Source organism: Pseudomonas frederiksbergensis (assembly GCF_017114915.1).
GTDB lineage: Bacteria > Pseudomonadota > Gammaproteobacteria > Pseudomonadales > Pseudomonadaceae > Aquipseudomonas > Aquipseudomonas frederiksbergensis_I.
The window spans coordinates 222840-247272 of the sequence record NZ_JAAUOE010000005.1 but is presented as its reverse complement, the minus strand read 5'-3'; the positions used below and the strand labels follow the sequence as shown (position 1 = coordinate 247272).

Genomic DNA, 24433 nt, shown 5'->3' with positions numbered 1-24433 from the left:
ACGTCCAGAATCTGCCGTCAACCTCTAATTTCACATTTCTGTCATATAGATCAAAACAGCCCGAAAACACAAAGGCCGACCTCAAGAGGTCGGCCTTCTGCCCCTCTACTTACAAGCTAGGGAATGCGAACTGCGAAGCTTCATGGCTCGCCCGTTGCGGCCAGCGCTGGGTAATAGCCTTGCGACGGGTATAGAACCGCACGCCATCCGGACCATAAGCATGCAGATCGCCGAACAGCGAACGCTTCCAGCCGCCAAAGCTGTGATACGCCACTGGCACCGGCAACGGTACGTTGACGCCGACCATACCCACTTCGATCTCATCGCAGAACAACCGCGCCGCTTCCCCATCACGGGTAAAGATGCAGGTGCCATTGCCATACTCGTGATCATTGATCAGTTGCATCGCCTCTTCCAGGCTGTTGACCCGGACGACGCACAGCACCGGCCCGAAGATCTCTTCTTTATAGATGCGCATCTCTGGCGTGACGTTGTCGAACAGACAGCCACCCAGAAAGAAGCCGTCCTCATGACCGGCTACGCTCAGACCACGGCCGTCCACCACCAGCGTCGCACCGGCGGCTACGCCGTCCTCAACATAACCGCTGACCTTGTCCCGCGCCTGACCAGTGACCAGAGGTCCCATGTCCAGGCCACAAGTCGTACCGGCACCGATTTTCAGTGCCTTGATCTGCGGTGTCAGTTTGGCCACCAACGCATCCGCCACTTGGTCACCGACACACACGGCCACCGAAATCGCCATGCAGCGCTCACCGCACGAACCGTAAGCGGCGCCCATCAACGCGCTGACCGCGTTATCCAGATCTGCATCCGGCATCAATACCGCATGGTTCTTCGCCCCGCCCAGCGCCTGGACGCGTTTGCCGCGCTTGGTGCCTTCGGCGTAGATGTATTCGGCAATCGGCGTCGAACCGACAAAGCTCAGCGCTTTGACTTCCGGTGCCTCGATCAATGCATCCACCGCGGCCTTGTCACCATGCACCACACTTAGCACGCCTTTCGGCAGGCCGGCTTCCAGCAGTAGCTGAGCGATCAGCAACGTCGAGCTTGGATCGCGCTCGGACGGTTTGAGGATAAAGCAGTTGCCGCAGACAATTGCCAATGGATACATCCACAGCGGCACCATGGCCGGGAAGTTGAACGGGGTAATGCCGGCCACGACGCCCAAAGGCTGGAAGTCCGACCAGGCATCGATGTTCGGCCCGACGTTACGGCTGTACTCGCCCTTGAGGATTTCCGGTGCCGCGCACGCGAACTCAACGTTCTCGATACCGCGCTTCAATTCACCGGCAGCATCTTCCAGGGTCTTGCCGTGTTCTTCGCTGATCAGTTGCGCGATACGCGCTTCGTTCTGCTCCAGCAGTTGCTTGAAGCGGAACATCACCTGCGCGCGCTTGGCCGCGGGCGTATTGCGCCAGGCCGGGAACGCAGCCTTGGCCGAGTCGATGGCTTTCTGAATGGTTTCGCGGCTGGCCAATGGCAGTTTGTGGATAACCTGGCCGGTAGACGGGTTGAACACGTCAGCCGTGCGACCGTCTTCGGTCACCCGTTCGCCATTGATCAAATGCGGGATAAGGCTCATGCGCAGCTCCTGAAAAATTGTCCACGGGCGCCCTTCAAAGGGCGCCTTTCTTTCTATAAGAGGGAATAGAGGGAAAAATCAGTCGATCTTGTTCAGCACTTCGCCGACCGCGTCGAACAGACGATCAAGGTCTTGCGGCTTGCTGTTGAACGTTGGGCCGAACTGCAGGGTGTCGCCGCCGAAGCGCACATAGAACCCGGCTTTCCACAGGGCCATGCCGGCTTCGAACGGACGCACAATGGCATCGCCGTCACGAGGCGCGATCTGAATCGCGCCGGCCAACCCGTAGTTACGAATGTCGATGACGTTCTTGCTGCCCTTCACACCGTGCAGCGCGTTTTCGAAATGCGGTGCGATTTCCGCCACGCTCTGCACCAGGTTTTCCTTTTGCAGCAGGTCGAGTGCCGCCAGGCCCGCAGCGCAAGCCACCGGGTGCGCGGAATAGGTGTAGCCGTGCGGGAATTCCACGGCGTACTCAGGCGTCGCCTGGTTCATGAAGGTCTGGTAGATCTCGGAGCTGGCAATCACCGCGCCCATCGGAATCGCGCCGTTGGTGACTTGTTTGGCAATACACATCAGGTCCGGCGTCACGCCAAAGCTGTCGGCGCCGAACATCGAACCGGTACGGCCGAAGCCGGTGATCACTTCGTCGAACACCAACAGAATGTTGTGCTGATCGCAGATCTCGCGCAGACGTTTGAGGTAACCCTGTGGCGGAACCAGCACGCCAGCGGAACCGGCCAATGGTTCGACGAACACCGCAGCGATGTTCGAGGCATCGTGCAGCTCGATCAACTTGAGCAATTCATCCGCCAGCGCGATCCCCCCCTGCTCCGGCATGCCACGAGTGAAAGCGTTGCTCGCCAGCAAAGTGTGCGGCAGGTGATCGACGTCCATCATCGCCTGACCGAACAGTTTGCGGTTGCCGTTCACGCCGCCGAGGCTGGTGCCGGCGATGTTCACGCCGTGATAACCACGGGCGCGACCGATCATCTTGGTCTTGGTCGCCTGGCCTTTCAGGCGCCAGTAGGCACGAACCATTTTCACCGCCGTGTCGGCACACTCGGAACCCGAATCGGTGAAAAACACATGATTCAGATTGCCCGGAGTCAGGTCGGTGATTTTCTCGGCCAGCTGGAACGACAGCGGGTGACCGTACTGGAAGCCCGGCGAGTAATCGAGGGTGCCCAATTGCTTGGCCACCGCTTCCTGAATTTCCTTGCGGGTGTGCCCGGCGCCGCAGGTCCACAGACCCGAGAGCGAATCGTAGACCTTGCGGCCCTTGTCGTCTGTCAGCCAACTGCCCTCGGCCGCCACGATCAGGCGCGGGTCACGCTGGAAATTGCGGTTCGCGGTGTAGGGCATCCAGTGGGCATCGAGCTTGAGCTGGCTGGCCAGGGAAATCGGGGCGTTTTCAGGCACGTTCATGGGCAAAACCTCGCAGAGCAAATAAGCGGCGTGGAGATCAAAAGCGTTCTTGCAGCTAAATTGCCACGGGGATAAAGTCGGTGAAATCCAACTTTTCTAACCTTCAGTCAGCCATCGACTAAACATTGAGTAAATAAGGCATGAGTACCCGTCGGCCTGATCCACTGGCGCAAGTCAGTGACTTTGATATCCGCCTGCTGCGAATTTTTCGCAGCGTGGTGGAATGCGGCGGCTTCTCGGCGGCGGAATCGGTGCTGGGTATCGGCCGCTCGGCCATCAGCCAGCAAATGAGCGATCTGGAGCAGCGCCTCGGTCTGCGTCTGTGCCAGCGAGGTCGCGCCGGTTTTTCCCTGACCGAAGAAGGCCGCGAGGTCTATCAATCGGCGTTGCAGCTACTAAGTGCGCTGGAAAGTTTCCGCACCGAGGTCAACGGCCTCCACCAACACTTGCGCGGTGAGTTGACCATCGGCCTGACTGACAACCTGGTCACCCTGCCCCATATGCGCATTACTCATGCCCTGGCTCAGTTGAAGGAGCGTGGCCCGGACGTACAGATCCAGATCCGCATGATCGCGCCTAATGAAGTCGAACAAGGCGTGCTCGATGGTCGCTTGCATGTCGGCGTGGTGCCGCAAGCCAGTGCGCTGTCGGGGCTGGAATATCAGCCGCTCTACAGCGAACGCTCGCTGCTGTATTGCGCGGTCGGCCATCCGTTGTTCTATGTCGACGACAAACAACTGGACGATGAGCGCCTCAATAGCCAGGACGCCATCGCCCCGACCTTCCGTTTACCCGCCGAGATTCAGGCCCATTACCAGGCGCTCAATTGCACCGCCAGTGCATCGGATCGCGAAGGGATGGCCTTTCTGATCCTGACCGGGCGCTACATCGGTTACCTGCCGGATCACTACGCCAGCCTCTGGGTGCAACAAGGCCGATTGCGCGCACTGAAACCCAAGGCGCGTTTTTATGACTTGAGCCTGGCATCGGTCACCCGCAAAGGTCGTCGGCCCCATTTGGTGCTGGAAAGCTTCCTTGAGAGCCTTGCGGCGACACGCTGAACAACTCAAGACTCCTGTGGGATTGCGGTGGTCAGGCTTTTATCGCCACAGGACTTGTCTGAGGCCCGCGGGTGCGCTATCAACGCATCTGGTTGCACCCATCTACCTGTTCGGAAGTGCCTATGACCTTTGAAGTCCCAGCCCATGGCGGCAAACCCGCCAGCCGCATTCGTCAGAAGAACGAAGAGACCATCATCAAAGCCGCCGAAGACGAGTTCGCCCGTCACGGGTTCAAAGGCACCAGCATGAACACCATCGCGCAGAAAGCCGGGTTGCCCAAAGCGAACCTGCATTACTACTTCACCAACAAACTCGGTTTGTACGTGGCGGTGCTGAGTAACATCCTTGAGTTGTGGGACAGCACCTTCAATACCCTGACCGTCGAGGACGATCCGGCGCAAGCATTGACGCGATACATTCGCGCAAAAATGGAGTTCTCCCGGCGCCAGCCACAAGCATCGCGGGTCTTCGCCATGGAGGTCATAAGTGGCGGTGATTGCCTGACCGAGCATTTCAACCAGGACTACCGCACCTGGTTTCAGGGTCGGGCGGCAGTGTTTCAGGCGTGGATCGACGCCGGCAAAATGGACCCGATCGACCCGGTGCACCTGATCTTCCTGCTGTGGGGCAGCACCCAGCATTACGCCGACTTTGCCACGCAGATCTGCCGTGTCACCGGGCGCACCAGGTTGACCAAGCAAGACATGGACGACGCCGGTAACAACCTGATCCGCATCATTCTCAAAGGCTGCGGCCTGACGCCAGCTATCTAAGACACTTATGCCTTTTACCCTCAGCGGTTTTTGCGAATACCGCGAAGAGATTCGCAAAAGCCGCTTCATCGCCCTCGCCGCGCCAATCACCAGCGCGGCTGACGCTCAGGTTTTCATCGAACAGCACAGTGATTTGAACGCCTCGCACAATTGCTGGGCCTGGAAGTTCGGCGATCAATACCGCAGCAGTGACGATGGCGAACCCGGTGGCACCGCTGGCCGGCCGATCCTTGCGGCGATCGAGGCACAGGATTGCGATCAGGTCGCGGTGCTGGTGATCCGCTGGTATGGCGGCATTCAACTGGGCACCGGTGGCCTTGCCCGAGCCTATGGCGGCAGTGCCAACAAATGCCTGCAAGGGGCGCCGAAGGTTGAGCTTATCAGTCGGGTGCCGGTCAGTTGTGCCTGTGCATTTGGTGAGTTGGCGCTGGTGAAGCTTCGGGTGGCGGAGCTGGGCGGCCTGGTGGTGGAGGAAACCTTCACGGCCAATGGTGTGGAACTGCAATTGGCGATGGGCGACGGTCAGATAGATACCCTGCAAACGCAGCTGGCGGATTTGAGTCGTGGGCGTATTTTGTTGCGGCGTTGAAGATCAAAAAAAAGCAGCCTACGCGCCTGTGGGCGCTGCGATCTTTTGGGGCACCCCGATTTTCTTTGCTCTCGACACTTGCCCACATCTGCTGTGCACCCGGCTGTGGATAACCTGAGCACATTCTGCTGTAACCCTTCTGTCATGCGGCTTTGCGGGCTTTGCTCATTTTTCGTCCAACTCGCCAACCACAGCATTTATTCCATGTTAAAACAACCAGTTAGAGCGGTTTATCGCCATTAGAAGAAAGCCCCTCAGTGCTTATGCCCACGCGCTCGGCTTGCGCACAGATACTGTGGAACAAGCTGTGGATAACCCGTTCATGGCTGGCGCAGCCCCCTGTTCGACATAGCTTTCAGCTTATTGCTCGTTTTTTGATCAACTCATCGTGCGCAAAACCGGAGCCTGATCAAAAGCCTTGCTCTCAAGTGGTGCCTCACCAGGAATTGGAATAGATCGAGGCAGCATCCGCAAAGCCTGTGTCAGCAGGCTTTTGCCGATTTCCTGACTCAATGGCCAGGAAATTGCTTTATCCGCAGGCATAACCTTTTGCGACCCGAGCCTGTCATGTCCAACCCTGCGCCTCCCCCCGATCAAACACCCCGCCTGCAATTGCGCGGAATCAGCAAACGTTACCCCGGTTGCCTGGCCAACGATGCCATCGACTTGAGCATTGCACCCGGTGAAATCCACGCCCTGCTCGGCGAAAACGGGGCGGGCAAAAGTACCCTGATGAAGATCATCTACGGCGTCACTCACCCAGACTCAGGGGAGATGATCTGGCAGGGCCAGCGCGTGACCATGCGCAACCCGGCCCAGGCTCGCGGCCTCGGGATCGGCATGGTGTTCCAGCATTTCTCGCTGTTCGAAACCCTGAGCGTGGCGCAGAACATTGCTTTGGCGATGGGCGCGGCGGCGGGTACGCCGAAGCAGCTTGAGCCCAAGATTCGTGAAGTGTCCCAGCGCTACGGCATGGCCCTGGAACCGGAGCGACTGGTCCATAGCCTGTCCATCGGCGAGCGTCAGCGGGTGGAAATCATTCGCGGCCTGATGCAGGACATCCGCCTGCTGATTCTCGATGAGCCGACGTCGGTACTGACCCCGCAAGAGGCCGACGAATTGTTCGTCACATTGCGCCGACTGGCCGCCGAGGGCTGCAGCATACTGTTCATCAGCCACAAGCTCGGCGAAGTGCGCGCCTTGTGCCACAGCGCCACGGTGTTGCGCGGCGGTCGGGTAGCCGGGCATTGCGTGCCGGCCGAGTGTTCGGACCGGCAACTGGCGCAGTTGATGGTCGGTGAAGCCGCCGAGCTGATGACTGACTATCCGAAGGCCATGGGTGCTGATGCGTTTTTGAACGTGACGGGATTGTCCTGGCATAACCCGGACCCGTTCGGCTGCTCGCTCAAGGACATTAATCTCGACGTGCGCAGCGGCGAAATCGTCGGTGTCGCCGGGGTGGCCGGCAACGGTCAGGATGAGTTGCTGGCTTTGCTCAGTGGCGAAGAACGGCTATCCCGTCATGACGGAGCGACGATCAGTTTCGGCGGGCAACCGGTGGCGCACCTGCGGCCGGATGCACGACGCAAACTGGGCCTGGCCTTCGTCCCCGCCGAGCGTCTGGGCCATGGCGCGGTGCCGGAACTGAGCCTGGCGGATAACGCCCTGCTCACCGCATTTCAACAGGGGCTGGTCAGCAACGGGCTGATCCAGCGCGGCAAGGTCCAGGCGCTGGCCGAAGACATCATCCGCCGCTTCGGGGTCAAGACACCTGATGCCCGGGCCCCGGCTCGCAGTCTGTCCGGCGGCAATTTGCAGAAGTTCATCCTCGGCCGGGAAATCCTTCAGCAACCCAGATTGTTGGTGGCCGCGCATCCGACCTGGGGCGTGGACGTCGGCGCCGCCGCGACCATTCACCGAGCGCTGATTGCCTTGCGCGATGCCGGCGCGGCGATCCTGGTGATCTCCGAAGACCTTGATGAACTGTTCCAGATCAGCGATCGCCTCGGCGCCCTCTGCAGCGGTCGGCTGTCGGCACTGCAAGCCACCGTCGACACCCGCCTGATCGATGTCGGTGGCTGGATGGCCGGCCAGTTCGACGCGCCACAATCACCTGCCCCCGTCACGCTTTAACGGAGTTTCACATGCTGCTTTCTCTCGAACCCCGCGGCCAGCAATCGCGCCTGATGCTGTGGTGCTCGCCGTTGCTGGCGGCCGTGTTGACCCTGGGCTGTGGCTCATTGCTGTTTATTGCCCTGGGGCATGACCCGCTGCGGGCCTTGTACACCTTACTGATTGCACCGATCAGCGACCTGTATGGCGTCTCCGAACTGTTGGTCAAGGCATTGCCGATTCTGCTCTGTGCATTGGGCCTGGCGGTGGCGTATCAGGCGCGGATCTGGAACATCGGCGCCGAAGGTCAGTTGCTGCTCGGTGCCCTGGTCGGCAGCGCGTTGGCGGTGAATATCATCAGCCTGCAAAGCCGCTGGGCGCTGGTGTTGATCCTGCTCACCGGCACCCTGGCCGGCGCCGCGTGGGCCGGGCTGACGGCGTGGTTGCGCACACGCTTCAACGCCAATGAAATCCTCACCAGCATCATGCTCAATTACATCGCCCTGAACCTGCTGTTGTTCTGTGTCCATGGGCCGCTGAAGGACCCGGCCGGGTTCAACTTTCCAGAGTCGGCGATGTTCGGCGATACCAGTCGTTTGCCGCTGTTGATGGAGGATGGTCGGGTTCACGCCGGGATCTATTTCGCCTTGCTCGCGCTGGTAGCGGTGTGGGTGTTGTTGCAGAAGAGCTTTGTCGGGTTCCAGATCAAAGTGCTCGGGCTGGACAAGCGCGCGGCAGGTTTCGTCGGCTTTCGCCAGAAGCGGTTGATCTGGCTGGCGCTGTTGATCAGCGGTGGCCTGGCGGGGCTGGCCGGGGTTTGCGAAGTCACCGGGCCCATCGGCCAATTGGTGCCGCAGGTCTCACCGGGCTATGGCTATGCGGCGATCACCGTGGCGTTTCTCGGGCGGTTGCATCCCGTTGGCATTCTGTTTTCCAGCCTGTTGATGGCGCTGCTGTACATCGGTGGCGAGAGCGCGCAGATGAGCATGAACCTGCCGCAAGCCATCACTCAATTGTTCCAGGGCATGATGCTGTTTTTCCTGCTGGCCAGTGACGTGCTGATTCTCTACCGACCGCGATTGAACCTGCGCTGGGTACGGCGCACCTCGACCACCGCCGTACAAGCAGGAGCCTTGTGATGGATATCGATCTGCTGAGCAATATTTTCTACGCCATGGTCCGTTGCGGCACACCGTTGTTGCTGGTGGCACTGGGCGAGCTGATTTGCGAGAAGAGCGGCGTCCTCAACCTGGGTCAGGAAGGCATGATGCTGTTTGGGGCGGTGATCGGTTTTATCGTCGCGCTGAACAGCGGCAACCTCTGGCTCGGCGTGTTGCTGGCGATGCTCGCCGGGATGCTGTTGTCATCGCTGTTTGCCCTGGTGGCGCTGGTGTTCAACGCCAATCAGGTGGCGACCGGGTTGGCGTTGACGATCTTCGGCGTGGGCCTGTCGACCTTCGTTGGCGCTGCGTGGGTCGGCAAACCGCTGGCGGGTTTCGAGCCGATGGCGATTCCATTCTTGAGTGAAATCCCGCTGATCGGGCGGATGCTGTTTGCCCAGGATCTGCTGGTGTACCTGTCGTTCGCGCTGTTTGCCCTGGTGGCCTGGGTGATTGTGAAAAGTCGCGTCGGCCTGATCATTCAGGCGGTCGGCGAAAGCCCGGATGCCGCCAGTGCCATGGGCTTGCCGGTGTTGCGCGTGCGCACACTGGCGGTGCTGTTCGGCGGAGCGATGGCGGGGTTGGCCGGGGCTTATCTGTCGCTGGCCTACACGCCGATGTGGGCGGAAAACATGAGCGCCGGTCGTGGCTGGATTGCCCTGGCCCTGGTGGTGTTTGCCAGTTGGCGGGTGTGGCGGTTGCTGCTTGGAGCGTACCTGTTCGGGCTCGCCAGCATCCTGCATTTGGTGGTGCAGGGATTGGGGCTGGCGATACCGTCGAGCCTGCTGGCGATGCTGCCGTATGTCGCGACCATTGTGGTGTTGGTGCTGTTGTCGCGGGATGCCGTGCGCACACGGTTGTATGCGCCCGTTTCGTTGGGGCAGCCGTGGCAGGCCGGGTAAAAATCAGGGAGCAACAAGGCTAAAGCCTGGAGTATGCTCCAGGGTCATGCCTTCTTGAGACATCAAGATGCGCATCGGTGAATGAGCCCAGGCCAGCGCGGCTCGGTCAACGTAGTCCTTTGAGTCAGTATCCATTGAATCCGTGATTCTCATCCATCAAGGAAGCCATTCATGTCCACGGCAAAAACCGCACTCATCATCGGCGCCTCCCGAGGCTTGGGCCTCGGCCTGGTGAAAACCTTGCTGGCCGACGGCTGGCAAGTCACCGCCACCGTGCGCAATCCGCAGAGCGCCGAAGCCTTGCAGGCGTTGGGCAAGGTGCGGATCGAAAAACTCGACATGGACGACCAGCAAGCGGTCATCGCCCTCAGCCAACAACTCAAGGGCGAGGTCTTCGACCTGTTGTTCGTGAATGCCGGGGTCAAGGGACCGGAGGTCCAGACGCCGGGTGGCGCGACCCTGGCCGAGGTGGGTCAACTGTTCTTCACCAACGCCGTGGCGCCGATCAATCTGGCCCAGCGTTTCGTCGGGCAGATTCGTGAAGGCAGCGGCGTGCTGGCGTTCATGAGTTCGGTGCTGGGCAGCGTGACCATGCCCGACGCGCCGGAGCTGGCGCTGTACAAGGCCAGCAAAGCGGCGCTGAACTCGATGACCAACAGTTTCGTCACGCAACTGGGCGAACAGAAACTCACCGTGCTGTCGCTGCACCCGGGTTGGGTGAAAACCGACATGGGTGGCGAAGGTGCCGACATCGATGTGGAAACCAGCACCCGCGGGTTGATCGATCAGGTGAATGCGTATGCCGGCAAGGGTGGGCATCATTTTGTGAACTACAGGGGTGAGACTATTCCCTGGTAAACGGGTAGGATTTGACGCCTTCGCGGGCTTGCCCGCGAAGCTTTTTTGATTGAAACTCCGCACCTCGTCCCCGTGGCGACCCTGGATCAGCAGACAGGGCAACACTGAGCTGGCAACCCTGAACCCAACTTTCAGAGGAGCCGGCCACTATGCCTGCGACCCGTACCTGGTTAAAAAATCCCCTCGCCATTTTCACGGCCAACGCGCTCGATGCCCGTGGCGGTCTGGTGCTGCAAGACGGTTTGATCGTCGAAGTGCTCAGCGCCGGCCAGCAACCGTCCGCCCCCTGTGGACAAGTCTTCGATGCCCGCGAACACGTGATCCTGCCAGGGCTAATCAACACCCATCATCACTTCTATCAAACCCTGACCCGCGCGTGGGCGCCGGTGGTTAATCAGCCGCTGTTCCCGTGGTTGAAAACCCTCTATCCGGTCTGGGCGCGACTCACGCCGGAAAAACTCGCCCTCGCTACGAAAGTCGCGTTGGCCGAGTTGCTGTTGTCCGGCTGTACCACCGCGGCTGATCACCATTACCTGTTTCCGCAAGGCCTGGAAAACGCGATCGATGTGCAGGTCGAGAGCGTCCGCGAATTGGGCATGCGTGCCATGCTCACTCGCGGTTCGATGAGCCTTGGTGAAAAAGACGGGGGGCTGCCGCCACAGCAAACTGTCCAGGAAGGCGAAGTGATTCTCGCCGACAGCCAACGCTTGATCGCCGCGTACCACGAGCGTGGCGATGGCGCGCAAATCCAGATCGCGTTGGCGCCGTGCTCGCCGTTTTCGGTGACCCCGCAAATCATGTCCGCCAGCGCCGAACTGGCGAACACCCTCGATGTGCGACTGCACACGCACCTGGCCGAAACCCTCGACGAAGAAGACTTCTGCCTGCAACGCTTCGGCCTGCGCACCGTGGATTATCTGGACAGCGTCGGCTGGCTCGGCCCACGCACCTGGCTGGCCCATGGCATTCATTTCAACCCCGACGAAATCGCCCGCCTCGGCGCGGCCGGCACCGGTATTTGCCATTGCCCGAGTTCGAACATGCGCCTGGCTTCAGGGATTTGCCCAACCATCGAGTTGACGGATGCGGGTGCGTTGCTGGGGCTGGGGGTGGATGGCTCGGCGTCCAACGATGCCTCGAACATGATGCTCGAAACCCGTCAGGCGCTGTACATCCAGCGTCTGCGTTATGGCGCGGAAAAGATCACCCCGGAACGCGTATTGGGCTGGGCCACCAAGGGTTCGGCGCAGTTGCTCGGGCGCAGCGATATCGGCGAACTGGCGGTGGGCAAGCAGGCCGATCTGGCGCTGTTCAAACTGGACGAGCTGCGCTTCTCCGGCAGCCACGATCCGGTGTCGGCGCTGCTGCTGTGCGGCGCGGATCGGGCGGACCGGGTGATGGTCGGCGGAAAGTGGCGAGTGATCGATGGACAGGTTGAGGGGCTGGATCTGAAAGGGTTGATCGCCGATCACAGCCAGGCGGCTCGGCAGTTGATCGCCGGCACCTGACACAACCTCCATCAAATGTGCCAGGCGCCCGCACCAGTGGATGGCATGAGTTGGAGCCGCTGCACCGGGTTGGCTCCAGTGATGAATTGAACATCAAAAGATTGCAGCCTTCGGCAGCGCCTACAGGGGCGAGACTCATGCCGAAGGCTGCGATCTTTTGATTTTGTTGTCCTGTTGGTCAGCAATTTGCATTGACCTGGCACACCTCACAACAACATGGAGTTCCAGTTCATGCACAAACGTCCGTTGAAGCAGCTGCTTTGCGCTGTCGCCGCAGCCATCGGTCTGAGCGCCAGCCTGACCGCCAGTGCCGCCGACCCGCTGAAAGTCGGCTTCGTCTATATCGGCCCGATCGGTGACCACGGCTGGACGTATCAGCATGAACAGGGACGCAAGGCGCTGGCGGAGAAATTCGGCGACCAGATCAGCACCCACTACGTGGAGAACGTCGCCGAAGGCGCCGATGCCGAGCGGGTAATCCGCAACATGGCCAAGGACAAGTACGACCTGATCTTCACCACGTCTTTCGGCTACATGAACCCGACCCTGAAAGTCGCCAGACAATTTCCCAAGGTGACTTTCGAACACGCCACCGGCTACAAACAGGACAAGAACCTCGGCACTTACCTGCCGCGCACTTATGAAGGTCGCTACGTCGGAGGGTTCCTCGCGGCGAAGATGACCAAGACCAAAAAAATCGGCTACGTCGCTTCCTTCCCGATTCCAGAAGTGATCCGCGACATCAATGCCATCCAACTGGCCCTGAACAAGTACAACCCGGGCACCGAGATCAAAGTGGTGTGGGTCAACTCCTGGTTTGACCCAGGCAAGGAAGCCGACGCCACCAATGCGCTGATCGACCAGGGTGTGGACGTGGTGTTCCAGCACACCGACAGCCCGGCACCGATCCAGGCGGCCGAACGTCGCGGCGTGTATGCCGTCGGCTATGCCTCGGACATGGCGCATTTCGGGCCGAAAGCGGTGCTGACGTCTATCGTCAACGACTGGGGGCCGCATTACATTCAGGCGACCCAAAGTGTGCTCGACCATACATGGAAATCCCAGGATTACTGGGGTGGGTTGAAGGAAGGCACGGTTGAGCTGCCGATCAGCGACCTGGTGCCGGCGGCGGTGAAAACCGAAGCCGGGCAGATCATCGCCGACATCAAGAGCGGTGCCCTGCATCCGTTCACCGGGCCGATCAAGGACCAGGCCGGTGTGGAAAAAATCCCGGCGGGCGTGAGCGCGACCAATGCGCAACTGGCGTCGATGAACTACTACGTCGAAGGCATGAAGGCCGAGATGCCGAAGTGATCGGTCAGGAGCACAAAACCCTGTGAGAGCCGATACCTACGCCTATCGACGGGAACAGGAAGCCGTGTAATGAACCGGCTGGTCAGGTTTTGCTCATTGTTTCGGCGGGCATCTGTAGAATGCCTCCATTGCACCTGATGAGATTTCAATCATGTACGACTGGCTGAATGCTCTGCCCAAGGCAGAACTGCACTTGCACCTGGAAGGTTCGCTGGAGCCTGAGCTGCTGTTCGCCCTGGCCGAACGCAACAAGATCGCCCTGCCATGGAGCGATGTCGACACCTTGCGCAAGGCCTATGCCTTCAACAACCTGCAAGAGTTTCTCGACCTGTATTACCAGGGCGCCGATGTGTTGCGCACGTCCCAGGATTTCTACGACCTGACCTGGGCCTACCTGTTGCGCTGTAAAGAACAGAACGTGATTCACACCGAACCGTTCTTCGACCCGCAAACTCACACCGACCGTGGCATCCCGTTCGAAGTGGTGCTCAACGGCATCGCCGCCGCGTTGAAGGATGGCGAACAGCAACTGGGGATCACCAGCGCTTTGATCCTCAGTTTCCTGCGCCACCTGAGCGAAGACGAAGCGCAGAAAACCCTCGACCAGGCGCTGCCGTTCCGCGATGCGTTTGTCGCCGTGGGCCTGGACAGTTCGGAGATGGGCCACCCGCCGAGCAAGTTCCAGCGCGTGTTCGATCGTGCGCGCAGCGAAGGCTTCCTGACCGTGGCCCACGCCGGTGAAGAGGGTCCGCCCGAGTACATCTGGGAAGCCCTCGACCTGCTGAAAATCCAGCGTATCGACCATGGCGTGCGCGCCATCGAAGACGAGCGCCTGATGCAGCGGATCATCGACGAGCAGATCCCGCTGACCGTGTGCCCGTTGTCGAACACCAAACTCTGCGTGTTCGATCACATGTCTCAGCACAACATCCTCGAGATGCTCGAGCGCGGTGTAAAGGTCACGGTGAACTCCGATGACCCGGCGTACTTCGGCGGCTATGTCACCGAGAACTTCCACGCGCTGTATACAGATCTGGGCATGACCCAGGATCAGGCCAGGCGTCTGGCGCAGAACAGCCTGGATGCCAGATTGGTCAAACCTTAAGTCAGCCTTCGCGGGCAAGTCGGATCACCACAGCGGTGCGGCGATCCGACTTGCCTGCGAAGAACGATAACTCGGTGTCTAGTCTACTGGCACCGGCTCGCTCAACTCCTCCAATGTCTTGCCCCGGGTCTCCATCCCGAAGAGCCACACCACCCCCGCCGCAATCGCAAAGCACATCGCCCCCAGCGCAAACACCCCGCCCTGCCCGGTCATCGGGAACACCAGCCCGGTCACCAATGGCCCAAGCAGCGAACCCACCCGGCCGATGGCCGAAGCGAACCCCGAGCCCGTGGCCCGTGCCGATGTCGGGTACAACTCCGGGGTGTAGGTATAGAGCACCGCCCACATGCCGAACAGAAAGAACTGCATCAGCAACCCCGAGGCGATCAACAGGCTGACGTTGCCGCCGAACACCGCGCTCTGGCCATAAAGAAACGCCATCAACCCGCCGCCGAGCATCGTCACGACGCACACCGGTTTACGCCCCCAACGCTCCACCAGCCAGGCGGCCATGAGGAAACCGGGAATCCCGCCGAGGGAAATCAGCACCGTGTAATACACCGATTGGGTCACGGCGAAGCCCGACTGTTGCAACAGCGCACTGAGCCAGGACGTCAGGCCATAGAAACCCAGCAAGGCGAAGAACCACACGCTCCAGATCATCATCGTGCGCTGGCGATATTGCGCCGACCAGATTTCCCGCAGCGCGGAGAAGAAGCTGCCCGGCTGACTCGCCGTCCGTGGCAGGCGAAGCGGCTCAGGCAAATCCGAACGGCCCAATGAAACCCGAACCCGTTCTTCGATGCCGCGCAATACCTTGTCCGCCACATCATGATGCCCGGCCTGCTCCAGCCAGCGCGGCGACTCGGGAATGAAAAATCGAATCGCCAGGACGAACACCGCCGGCACCGCCAACACCAGAAAAATGTCGCGCCAGCCAATCACCGGCAACAGGAAGTACGACAGCACCCCGGCCGCAACGAAACCGAGCGGCCAAAAGCCGTCCATCAATGCGATATAACGCCCCCGACGCTTGGCCGGAATCAGCTCCGACAGCATCGACTGGGCAATCGGAAACTCCATGCCCATGCCGATCCCCAACAGGATCCGGAACAACGTCAGCGTTTCGACGTTCTGCGCCGTGGAGCACAGATAGCTGGCGATGCCCCACAACACAATGCTCCACTGGAACACCGGTTTGCGCCCGAAGCGGTCGGCCAGCATGCCGGACAGCGATGCGCCCACGACCATGCCGAAGAAACTCGAACTGGCCAGCAACCCGGCCTGCGCCGTGCTCAGGCCGAACTCGGTTTTGATCGAGCCGAGCAAGAAAGTCATCATCGCCAGGTCCATGGAGTCGAAGAAAAACGCCAGGGCTATGATGATGAAAATGATGCGGTGATAACCGCTGACGGGCAGCCGTTCCAGTCGTTCTGCCGCACTGAAGTTTCGTGTTTCCATGCCACATTCCCCCAATCCGAAAGTCCCCGGATCGAGTGTGCGTCATCGCGGTGGGGGGTTATTGCTGGATGCGACCTGCCCACAGCTCTGAACGACGCCTGAAACCAAAGATTCCGGACGTCGCACCGCAATGGCTCTAAAGCGCCATTTCCAGCTCGGTTTCCTTGGCGAAACAATGAATTTCACGCTGCCCCGCGGCCGTGATCTGCAAGGCTCGCGAATCGTTGGGCAGGCTCAACCAGCCCGACTGCATGAACAGCTGCAACAAGGCCGCGCCCAATGAGCCGCCCATGTGCGGGCGTCGTTCGCTCCAGTCCGGGCAGGCGCAGGCGACTCTGCCGTTGCGATGGGCCAGCGCCTGGATGTACACACCACGTGCTGCCAATTGCGTGGAACCCTTATGAGTGATCATGACCCGCTGATCGAGTTGCTCGATCCAGCCCGCATCCAGCAGACGCTGGTAAAGATCGGCGGCCAGGGTGCCTCCCAGATGGTCGTCGCAGAGCCTGGCCCGCAGCAGTGACGAAGGCGCCGCCTGAGGTTTGGCGATTGGGCTCGTGCGTTTGAACACGTCAGGGATGTCCCGAGGCGTGCTGGCCAGAGTCGCGCTGGCCAGGGCTTCTATCGCGGCGCCGACTTCGGGCGCGGCAAGCCGGAAAAACCGCTTGCGTCCACGGGTTTCGACTTTCAACAGACCGCCGGTGGACAAGCGCCCCAAATGCGCACTGGCCGAAGACGGCGACAGGCCCGCCAGCAACGCCAGCTCCTCGGTATGCCGTGCCGAGCCGTCCATCAAGGCCCACATCATTGCGCTGCGCTTTGGGTCAGCCAGCAATGTGGCGATCTGGCTGATGCAAGGTGCATGTTCCATGTATTCACTCCCTGTTGAATCGTTTCGTCTACTGCTCAGAGACATCTTGACCAGTAATGTGTCTTCGGCCAAGACGCGGAAACCGCCATAAGCCGGGCAAAGTCACCCACTCACCCAGACCATTGCTTCGCGGGTGCAGCGAAGGTCCGGTGATGACCATGGGTCTGACCGACTCGAACGTGGACTCGCCATTGCGAGATCGACGGTGCGTACATGAGGCGGGCGCTAGTATAAGCGGGTTAACCGCCGGTTCCTGCCCTCGGGAATCCCTTGATGGTGATAGTTCCTGACAGAAATTTCGCTATTTGCCTGCGACTAATGATCGACACCCGATATCAACGGAAATTGACTGCTTATTCGAGCGCATCGGCTGGCAAGCATTTCCCGCAAAAGGTTCACCGGCTTACTCAATTGTGCGCGATGGGCGCACAGCAAATTCAGCGGTGCGCGCTCGCAGAGCAGCTCAGGCATCAGCACTTTCAAGCGGCCGGCGAGCACATCGGCGGCGACATCGAGCCAGGACTTGTACGCAATCCCCGACCCCGCCACCGCCCACAGCCGCACCACATCGGCATCGTCACTGAAGCGATCGCCGCTGACGGTCAGGCTCACTTCGCGTTTACCATCGTGGAAACTCCAGTGATCGTGGACCCGGCCGCCGAGCATGAATAACAGGCAATTGTGCTGAGCCAGTTGCTCCAGATGCCGTGGTTCGCCATATCGCGCCAGATAACTTGGCGCAGCACAGAGCACGCGACGGTTGTGCGGGGCGATGGGCAACGCCACTAGGCTCGAGTCTTCCGGCTCGCCGTAACGCAAGGCAATGTCTACCGGTTGGCGGAACAGGTCGGCGATGCGGTCGCCCAGCAGCAACCGTACGGTGAGTTTCGGATGCTCGCGCTGAAACTCGTCGAGCCATGGCAACAGCAGGTTGCGCCCGAAATCCGAAGGCGCCGACAACTGCAAGATCCCGCTGACCTGATCCTGACCGCTGGCCAGCAAACGGCGGCCCTCATCGAGATTGCTCAAGGCGGCCCGGGCGTATTCCAGAAAGCCCTCGCCTTCAGCCGTCAGGCGCAGGCTGCGGGTGGAGCGGGCGAGCAAGCGCGCGCCGAGTTGCTGTTCGATGCGCTTCAACGCCGCGCTGGCCACCGCCGCCGACATGTCCATCACCCGTGCCGCCGCTGACAAACTGCCCAGGTCCGCCGCCCGAACGAACAACTGCAAGTCATCGAAACGCAACATCGTCAGCCCCGATTATCAAAAAAACATTGAAAGAGACTGCTCTTTTAGCGGGTTTTATCTTGCCGAGAAATAACCAATCATCTGTGCCATCGAAATCTTTCCCTTTCCAGGAGCCCACGATGAAAGCCATTGCCTACTACGCCTCCCTGCCGATCAGCGACGAAAAGTCCCTGCAAGACATCGAACTGCCAGAACCGGTCGCCGGCCCCCGCGACCTGTTGGTCGAGGTCAAAGCCATTTCGGTCAACCCGGTGGACACCAAGGTGCGTCAGAACGTCCAGCCTGAAGGTGGCGTGGCCAAAGTGTTGGGCTGGGACGTGGCGGGTGTGGTCAAGGCTGTCGGCAGCGAAGTGACCTTGTTCAAGGCCGGCGACAAGGTGTTCTACGCCGGCTCCATCGCCCGTGCCGGCGGCAACAGCGAACTGCATGTGGTGGATGAACGCATCGTCGGCCATATGCCGAAGACCCTCGGGTTCGCCGAAGCCGCCGCCCTGCCGCTGACCGCCATTACCGCGTGGGAACTGCTGTTCGAACGTTTGCAAGTGCGCGAAGGCAAAACCGACGAGGGCCAGAGCCTGCTGATCGTTGGAGCCGCCGGTGGTGTGGGCTCGATCCTCACGCAATTGGCCAGCCAGCTCACCGGGCTTAGAGTCATCGGCACCGCTTCCCGGCCACAAACCCAGCGCTGGGTGCGTGACCTGGGCGCCGATCAAGTGATCGATCACAGCCAGCCACTGAGTGAAGCACTCAAACGTGCCGGGTTCGAACATGTAACCCACGTTGCCAGCCTGACCCAGACCGACCAGCATATGGATCAATTGGTGGAGGCATTGGCGCCGCAGGGCAAACTGGCGCTGATTGATGACCCGAAGGCGCTGGACGTGACCAAGCTCAAACGCAAGAGCCTGTCGCTGCATTGGGAGTTCATGTACACCCGCTCGCTGTTCGAAACCGCAGACATGATCGAGCAGCACAAACTGCTCAACCGCGTCGCCGGGTTGATCGATGCGGGCACATTGAAAACCACGGTCGGCGAGCACTTCGGAACCATCAACGCCGCCAACCTACGTCGCGCCCATGAACTGCTGGAAAGCGGCAAGTCCAAGGGCAAGATTGTGCTTGAAGGGTTCTGACCCGAAGATCAAAAGATCGCAGGTGCGCCAGCGATCTTTTGCCGTCAGTCCGAGAGTTGACCGTTGTCACAATTGCGATCGTATTCGGGTCTACAATCGAAAACTCTGCGAACAATCTTTTACGTGATGTCTTTTACGAGACGTCTTTCACAAGAGGAACTCAGCAATGAAGATCCTGATAAAAGAATTGGCAACATCCCGCTGGCAGGTTCGCCTGGATCAACACGCTGTGACGTTCCGCAGTGAAGCCGAAGCCCTGGCCTTCACTAAAACGCTTGAAGCGCGCTTGCACGCGCCCCATCAGATTCCCGGCCGTCAGCAGCGTGCTGCTGGCTGAGTCCGTCCTCAGGCCTGGGCTTGTTCCAGCGCCCGGGCATTGTGCAAACGCCGGGTGAGCATCGCCACGCTCACCACCACAATTGCGCACAGGCTGATGACCATGGCCATCGGCATGGCACTGCCATCGTGCAAAACACCCACCAGCGCTGCGGCCCCGGCGGCGACGCTGAATTGCAGGCATCCAAGCATCGCCGAGGCACTGCCCGCCCGCGCGCCCTGCCCGTTCATGGCGCAGGCCGAGGCATTGGGCACAATACAACCCAGGCTGGCGATGCAGACAAAAAGCGGAATCAGCAACGGCCACAAATGCACGGTGTGCAACGAGCTGACCGCCAACAGGGCCAGACCGCCCGCCAGGTAGAGCCAGACGGTACGCGACAGTAGAAAGGCAGGACCGCGCTTTGCCAGCAGCCGGGCATTGAGCTGGGCCACCAGAATGAAACCCGCCGCGTTAATGCCGAACAACCAGCCGAAATGCTCGGCCGGCACGCCATAGAGTTTGATGAAGACGAATGGCGAGCCCGCGATATAGGCAAACATCCCGGCGATGGCAACGCCACCGGTGAGGGCATGGCCGAGGAATATCGGGTCCGCCAGCAACCGACCGTACTGGCGCAGCGCGCCCGACAACGGTTGGCGCGGAATATGGGCCGGCAGACTTTCCGGCAGCCCGAGGGCCACGGCCAACCCTGCCAGCGCACTGAAACCGGTCAGCACGATAAAGATCGACTGCCAGCCTGTGGTGTTGACCAACAACCCGCCCAGCATCGGCGCAAGAATCGGCGCCAGGCCCATCACCAGCATCAGTTGCGAAAAGACCTTCGCCGAACCCACCGCATCGCATTTATCGCTGACCACCGCCCGAGCGATCACCATGCCCGCGCAACCGCCCAGCGCCTGAACGAAGCGTGCGCCGATCAGCCACTCCAGATTCGGCGCATAGGCACAGGCCAGTGAAGCGGCAGTGAACAAACCGACGCCGGTCAGCAAGGGAATCCGTCGCCCAAAGCGGTCCGCCACTGGGCCGTACGCCAGTTGGCCGATGGACAAGCCGAGGAAATAAGCGGCGAGGGTCAGTTGAACGTGTTTTTCGTCGGTGCCGAAAGCGAGCGCCATGGCCGGGAATGCCGGCAGGTAGAAATCGATCGCCAGCGGACCGAAAGCGCTCAAGGCGCCGAGAATCAGGATTGTACGGAAGTTCATCAGGCGTCCAGGTTGGGCAGGCAGGTTAGCCATGGATCGGCAGGCTGACAGTCTAGCCGGGCGTGGACGCCTTGAACATTCAGTTAGGTCGCTAACTATTAAAAATAGCTCAGGCCTGTTTTACCTCGTAACCCTCTTCAGTGATGGCGGCGATCACCTGATCGGCTGTCAGCGCACTTTCTACGCCGACTTCTTTTGCCGCCAGGTCGATGCGCACGCTGGCTGCCGGATCCTTGGCTTGCAGTGCCTCGGTAATGGCCTTGACGCAGTGACCGCAGGACATGCCTTCAACGTTGAACACTTGCATGGGACGTCTCCTTTAATGAAGCCCTTACATGAGGGTTGCGCGCAGTCTCGAGCTTGCCACCATGGCAAGGTCAAGTTCTGAAGCAAACTGCCGGGCTGGCAATCGGCGTCGTGCTCGGCCAAGCTGCGCCCATCAATGACTCGACATCAGGAGATTCAGCCATGCGCTGGTCAGCTCTCAGCCTGTTTGGCTTCCTCAGCCTATTTGCCGCGACACCTTCGGTTCAAGCCGCCGGGGAGGACTACGGCGTGCTGATCATTTCCCGCGAGCGCCTGGAAGTGTCGACTTCCTGCGAAATTGGCGTGTACCTCCAGGATCAGCTCTCGGGGCGGCTGTTCCAGGAACAGAGCATCTCGTTCAACCTGCCGCCGGGCAATGTGTCCCTGCGCCTCAAACTGCTGCCGGGCCAGGCGCCGGGTTGCAACCCGGGCATGCTCGCGCCGGGCTCGCAAAACATCACAGTCAAGGCCGGGGACGTGTTGAAGTTCCGGATTGCGATGACGCAGGAAGGGATGTATCTCAAGCCGGCGGCTTTGGAGTACTGATCTTTTGATCTGAGACATGGCACTTGACCTTGCCTGCATGGCAAGGTTGATCCTGTAGGTAATTTCTACAGGGAGCGTGACCGATGTCCGAATCCACCACTTTCGATCTGCCGATTGCCGGCATGACCTGCGCCAGTTGTGCCGGGCGTGTCGAGCGTGCCTTGAGCAAAGTCATCGGCGCCACGGCCGTCAGCGTCAACCTGGCCACCGAACAGGCCCGGGTGCAAGCACCCAGTGACAGCCTGCCGGCCTTGATGGACGCGGTGCAGCAGGCCGGTTATAGCGTGCCCCAGCAGACCCTGGAATTGAGCATCGACGGCATGACCTGCGCCTCCTGCGTCGGCCGCGTCGAACGGGCCCTGGCCAAAGTGCCGGGGGTGAAGCGTGTCAGCGTCAACCTGGCCAACGAACGAGCGCACCTCGAACTGCTCGGGGAGGTCGATCCGCACACCTTGATCGGCGCCGTGACCAAGGCCGGATATTCCGCCCGCGTCTGGGAAGTCGAACACCCGCAAGCCGACAATCAGCAACAACGCCTGCACCGTGAACGCTGGGCCTTGCTGGCGGCCATCGCCCTCGCTTTGCCGCTGGTGCTGCCGATGGTGCTGCAACCCTTCAGCGTGCACTGGATGCTCCCGGCGTGGGTGCAGTTCGCGTTGGCTACACCGGTGCAGTTCATCTTCGGCGCACGCTTCTATGTGGCGGCGTGGAAAGCCGTGCGTGCCGGCGCCGGCAACATGGATTTGCTGGTCGCCCTGGGCACCAGCGCCGGCTACGGCTTGAGCGTTTACGAATGGGCCTTCGCCGTCGGCCGCCTGCCGCATCTGTATTTCGAAGCCTCGGCGGTGGTGATCGCCTTGGTATTGCTGGGCAAATACCTGGAAAGCCGCGCCAAGCGCCAGACCGCCAGCGCCATCCGCGCCCTTGAAGCCTTGCGTCCGGAGCGAGCCATTCAGGTGATCGACGGCCGCGAGCAGGAGGTTGCGATCAGCGCTTTGCGCCTCAACGATCTGGTCATGGTCAAACCCGGCGAACGCTTCCCGGTGGATGGCGAAGTGGTGGAAGGCCAAAGCCATGCCGATGAAGCACTGATCAGCGGCGAGAGCCTGCCAGTACCGAAACAACCAGGCGACAAGGTCACCGGCGGCGCCATCAATGGCGAAGGTCGGTTGCTGATTCGGACCTTGGCGCTCGGCGCGGAAACCGTGCTGGCGCGGATCATCCGCCTGGTCGAAGACGCGCAGGCAGCGAAAGCACCGATCCAGAAACTGGTGGATAAAGTCAGCCAGGTGTTCGTGCCGGTGGTTCTGCTGATCGCGCTGGCGACCCTGGTCGGTTGGTGGCTGTACGGCGCGCCGCTGGAAACTGCATTGATCAACGCCGTCGCGGTGTTGGTGATTGCCTGCCCTTGCGCACTCGGGCTAGCCACGCCGACGGCGATCATGGCGGGCACCGGTGTCGCGGCACATTATGGAATTCTGATCAAGGATGCCGAAGCCCTGGAACGCGCCCATGAGGTCAGCTCGGTGGTGTTCGACAAAACCGGCACCCTGACCTCGGGCACTCCGCGCATCGCACATTTGAGTGCCATCGAGGGTGACGAAGCCGCTTTGCTGCAAATGGCCGGCGCCCTGCAACGGGGCAGTGAGCACCCGCTGGCCAAGGCGGTGCTGGATGCCTGCGCCGAACGCGGCTTGACCGTGGTCGATGTCAGCGACAGTCAATCACTGACCGGGCGCGGCATTGCCGGCAGCCTTGATGGTCGACGGCTGGCCCTGGGCAATCGGCGTCTGCTGGAAGAAAGCGGTTTGAGCGCCGGGTCATTGGCCGACGCCGCAACCGTCTGGGAAACCGAAGGCCGGACATTGTCCTGGCTGATCGAACAAAACCCGAAATCTCGGGTGCTGGGCCTGTTCGCTTTCGGCGACACGCTCAAACCCGGCGCCCTGCAAGCAGTGCAACGCTTAAGCGCACGCAACATCAGCAGCCACCTGCTGACGGGCGATAACCGCGGCAGCGCCAAAGTCGTCGCCCAAGCGCTGGGCATCAAGGATGTGCACGCCGAAGTACTGCCGGCGGACAAAGCCGCCACCGTCGCCGCCCTGAAAAAGACCGGCGTGGTGGCAATGGTCGGCGACGGCATCAACGACGCCCCGGCCCTCGCTGCGGCAGACATCGGCATCGCCATGGGTGGCGGCACCGACGTCGCCATGCACGCTGCCGGGATCACCCTGATGCGCGGTGATCCTCGGCTGGTACCAGCGGCGTTGGAGATCAGCCGCAAGACTTACGCGAAGATTCGCCAAAACCTGTTCTGGGCCTTCGTCTATAACCTGATCGGCCTGCCGCTGGCGGCATTCGGTTTCCTCAATCCGGTACTGGCCGGAGCGGCCATGGCGCTGTCGAGCGTCAGCGTGGTCAGCAATGCGTTACTGTTGAAAACCTGGAAACCCAAAGACCCGGAGGACAATCGATGAACATTGGCCAAGCGGCCCGCCAGAGCGGTCTGAGCGCGAAGATGATCCGCTATTACGAGTCCATCGGCCTGCTCAAGGCGGCCCATCGCACCGACAGTGGCTACCGGGTCTATGGCGACGATGACCTGCACACGCTGGCGTTCATCAAGCGCTCTCGGGACTTGGGCTTTTCGCTGGAAGAGGTCGGCAAACTGCTGACCCTCTGGCAGGACCGCCAGCGCGCCAGTGCCGATGTGAAGGCCCTGGCCCGTCAGCACATCGACGAGTTGAACCAGAAGATTCGCGAACTTGGCCAACTGCGCGACACCCTGCAAGATCTGGTGGAACATTGCCAAGGCGATCACCGCCCGGACTGCCCGATCCTCAAGGAGCTGGCGTCGGGTTGCTGCGCCGAACCCGCTCATTCCTGAGCGCCAGCCCCTTCACCACGCAGGATGTC

General features: G+C 60.7%; 22 protein-coding genes and 1 pseudogene. 15 read left to right on the top strand and 8 right to left on the bottom strand.

The window, feature by feature from the left end; translation table 11 throughout:
- Positions 1-109: 109 nt before the first annotated feature.
- The 3 genes from HCU66_RS06460 to HCU66_RS27670 form a co-directional block, all read right to left on the bottom strand.
- Entirely contained in the window at positions 110-1603 is a 1494-nt protein-coding gene (locus tag HCU66_RS06460; RefSeq protein ID WP_205887688.1) for a CoA-acylating methylmalonate-semialdehyde dehydrogenase, read from the bottom strand.
- 78 nt (positions 1604-1681) lie between these two features.
- Entirely contained in the window at positions 1682-3031 is a 1350-nt protein-coding gene (aptA, locus tag HCU66_RS06455; RefSeq protein ID WP_205887687.1) for an omega-aminotransferase AptA, read from the bottom strand.
- A 107-nt stretch (positions 3032-3138) separates the two neighbouring features.
- Positions 3139-3318 (bottom strand): hypothetical protein, encoded by a 180-nt coding sequence (locus tag HCU66_RS27670; protein WP_479561548.1) that lies wholly within the window; start codon positions 3316-3318, stop codon positions 3139-3141.
- Between HCU66_RS27670 and HCU66_RS06450 the strand changes: the two are divergent.
- The 10 genes and pseudogenes from HCU66_RS06450 to HCU66_RS06405 form a co-directional block, all read left to right on the top strand.
- Positions 3232-4092, top strand: a pseudogene (locus HCU66_RS06450) (LysR family transcriptional regulator); the annotation flags it as partial. The gene HCU66_RS27670 and the pseudogene HCU66_RS06450 overlap by 87 nt on opposite strands.
- Before the next feature lie 122 nt (positions 4093-4214).
- Positions 4215-4865 carry a TetR/AcrR family transcriptional regulator gene (locus HCU66_RS06445; protein ID WP_205887686.1) on the top strand — a complete coding sequence of 217 codons (651 nt, stop codon included), beginning with the start codon at positions 4215-4217 and terminating at the stop codon, positions 4863-4865.
- A 7-nt stretch (positions 4866-4872) separates the two neighbouring features.
- Positions 4873-5454 (top strand): IMPACT family protein, encoded by a 582-nt coding sequence (locus HCU66_RS06440; RefSeq protein ID WP_205887685.1) that lies wholly within the window; start codon positions 4873-4875, stop codon positions 5452-5454.
- A 567-nt stretch (positions 5455-6021) separates the two neighbouring features.
- Positions 6022-7587: an ABC transporter ATP-binding protein gene (locus HCU66_RS06435; protein WP_205887684.1), complete on the top strand. Its 1566-nt coding sequence runs from the start codon at positions 6022-6024 to the stop codon at positions 7585-7587.
- Positions 7588-7598: 11 nt separating this feature from the next.
- Positions 7599-8705 (top strand): ABC transporter permease, encoded by a 1107-nt coding sequence (locus tag HCU66_RS06430; protein ID WP_205887683.1) that lies wholly within the window; start codon positions 7599-7601, stop codon positions 8703-8705.
- Positions 8705-9628 carry an ABC transporter permease gene (locus HCU66_RS06425; protein ID WP_205887682.1) on the top strand — a complete coding sequence of 308 codons (924 nt, stop codon included), beginning with the start codon at positions 8705-8707 and terminating at the stop codon, positions 9626-9628. Before HCU66_RS06430 ends, HCU66_RS06425 begins: the two co-directional genes overlap by 1 nt.
- A gap of 171 nt (positions 9629-9799) precedes the next feature.
- On the top strand, positions 9800-10486 hold the full coding sequence (locus tag HCU66_RS06420) for an SDR family oxidoreductase (RefSeq protein WP_205887681.1): 687 nt from the start codon (positions 9800-9802) through the stop codon (positions 10484-10486).
- A 149-nt stretch (positions 10487-10635) separates the two neighbouring features.
- Positions 10636-11994 carry an 8-oxoguanine deaminase gene (locus HCU66_RS06415; RefSeq protein ID WP_205887680.1) on the top strand — a complete coding sequence of 453 codons (1359 nt, stop codon included), beginning with the start codon at positions 10636-10638 and terminating at the stop codon, positions 11992-11994.
- 231 nt (positions 11995-12225) lie between these two features.
- Positions 12226-13308, top strand: coding sequence for a BMP family ABC transporter substrate-binding protein (locus HCU66_RS06410; protein WP_205887679.1), 1083 nt, complete (start codon positions 12226-12228; stop codon positions 13306-13308).
- 151 nt (positions 13309-13459) lie between these two features.
- A complete protein-coding gene (locus HCU66_RS06405; protein ID WP_205887678.1) occupies positions 13460-14413 on the top strand; it encodes an adenosine deaminase in 954 nt (317 codons plus the stop codon).
- Between the two features lie 78 nt (positions 14414-14491).
- On the opposite strand, the gene HCU66_RS06400 is transcribed toward HCU66_RS06405, so the two are convergent.
- From HCU66_RS06400 to HCU66_RS06390, 3 genes are all read right to left on the bottom strand, one after another.
- Positions 14492-15874, bottom strand: coding sequence for an MFS transporter (locus HCU66_RS06400; protein WP_205887677.1), 1383 nt, complete (start codon positions 15872-15874; stop codon positions 14492-14494).
- Between the two features lie 136 nt (positions 15875-16010).
- Positions 16011-16745: an ArsR/SmtB family transcription factor gene (locus tag HCU66_RS06395; RefSeq protein WP_205887676.1), complete on the bottom strand. Its 735-nt coding sequence runs from the start codon at positions 16743-16745 to the stop codon at positions 16011-16013.
- Positions 16746-17060: 315 nt separating this feature from the next.
- Positions 17061-17990, bottom strand: a complete 930-nt coding sequence (locus HCU66_RS06390; protein ID WP_205887675.1) for a LysR family transcriptional regulator — start codon at positions 17988-17990, stop codon at positions 17061-17063.
- Between the two features lie 119 nt (positions 17991-18109).
- Here HCU66_RS06390 and HCU66_RS06385 point away from each other — a divergent pair, with 119 nt between their 5' ends.
- Positions 18110-19123 (top strand): zinc-binding alcohol dehydrogenase family protein, encoded by a 1014-nt coding sequence (locus HCU66_RS06385; protein ID WP_205887674.1) that lies wholly within the window; start codon positions 18110-18112, stop codon positions 19121-19123.
- Positions 19124-19289: 166 nt separating this feature from the next.
- Positions 19290-19460, top strand: coding sequence for a hypothetical protein (locus HCU66_RS06380; protein WP_205887673.1), 171 nt, complete (start codon positions 19290-19292; stop codon positions 19458-19460).
- Positions 19461-19468: 8 nt separating this feature from the next.
- On the opposite strand, the gene HCU66_RS06375 is transcribed toward HCU66_RS06380, so the two are convergent.
- Together HCU66_RS06375 and HCU66_RS06370 are read right to left on the bottom strand one after the other, a co-directional pair.
- A complete protein-coding gene (locus tag HCU66_RS06375; RefSeq protein ID WP_205887672.1) occupies positions 19469-20665 on the bottom strand; it encodes a multidrug effflux MFS transporter in 1197 nt (398 codons plus the stop codon).
- A gap of 109 nt (positions 20666-20774) precedes the next feature.
- Positions 20775-20972 (bottom strand): heavy-metal-associated domain-containing protein, encoded by a 198-nt coding sequence (locus HCU66_RS06370; protein WP_205887671.1) that lies wholly within the window; start codon positions 20970-20972, stop codon positions 20775-20777.
- Between the two features lie 161 nt (positions 20973-21133).
- On the opposite strand from HCU66_RS06370, the gene HCU66_RS06365 reads away from it, so the two are divergent.
- The 3 genes from HCU66_RS06365 (at position 21134) to cueR (ending at position 24404) form a co-directional block, all read left to right on the top strand.
- A complete protein-coding gene (locus HCU66_RS06365; protein ID WP_205887670.1) occupies positions 21134-21517 on the top strand; it encodes a hypothetical protein in 384 nt (127 codons plus the stop codon).
- Positions 21518-21600: 83 nt separating this feature from the next.
- On the top strand, positions 21601-23994 hold the full coding sequence (locus HCU66_RS06360; protein ID WP_205887669.1) for a heavy metal translocating P-type ATPase: 2394 nt from the start codon (positions 21601-21603) through the stop codon (positions 23992-23994).
- Positions 23991-24404, top strand: coding sequence for a Cu(I)-responsive transcriptional regulator (gene cueR / locus HCU66_RS06355; protein WP_205887668.1), 414 nt, complete (start codon positions 23991-23993; stop codon positions 24402-24404). Before HCU66_RS06360 ends, cueR begins: the two co-directional genes overlap by 4 nt.
- The last annotated feature ends 29 nt before the right edge of the window (positions 24405-24433 follow it).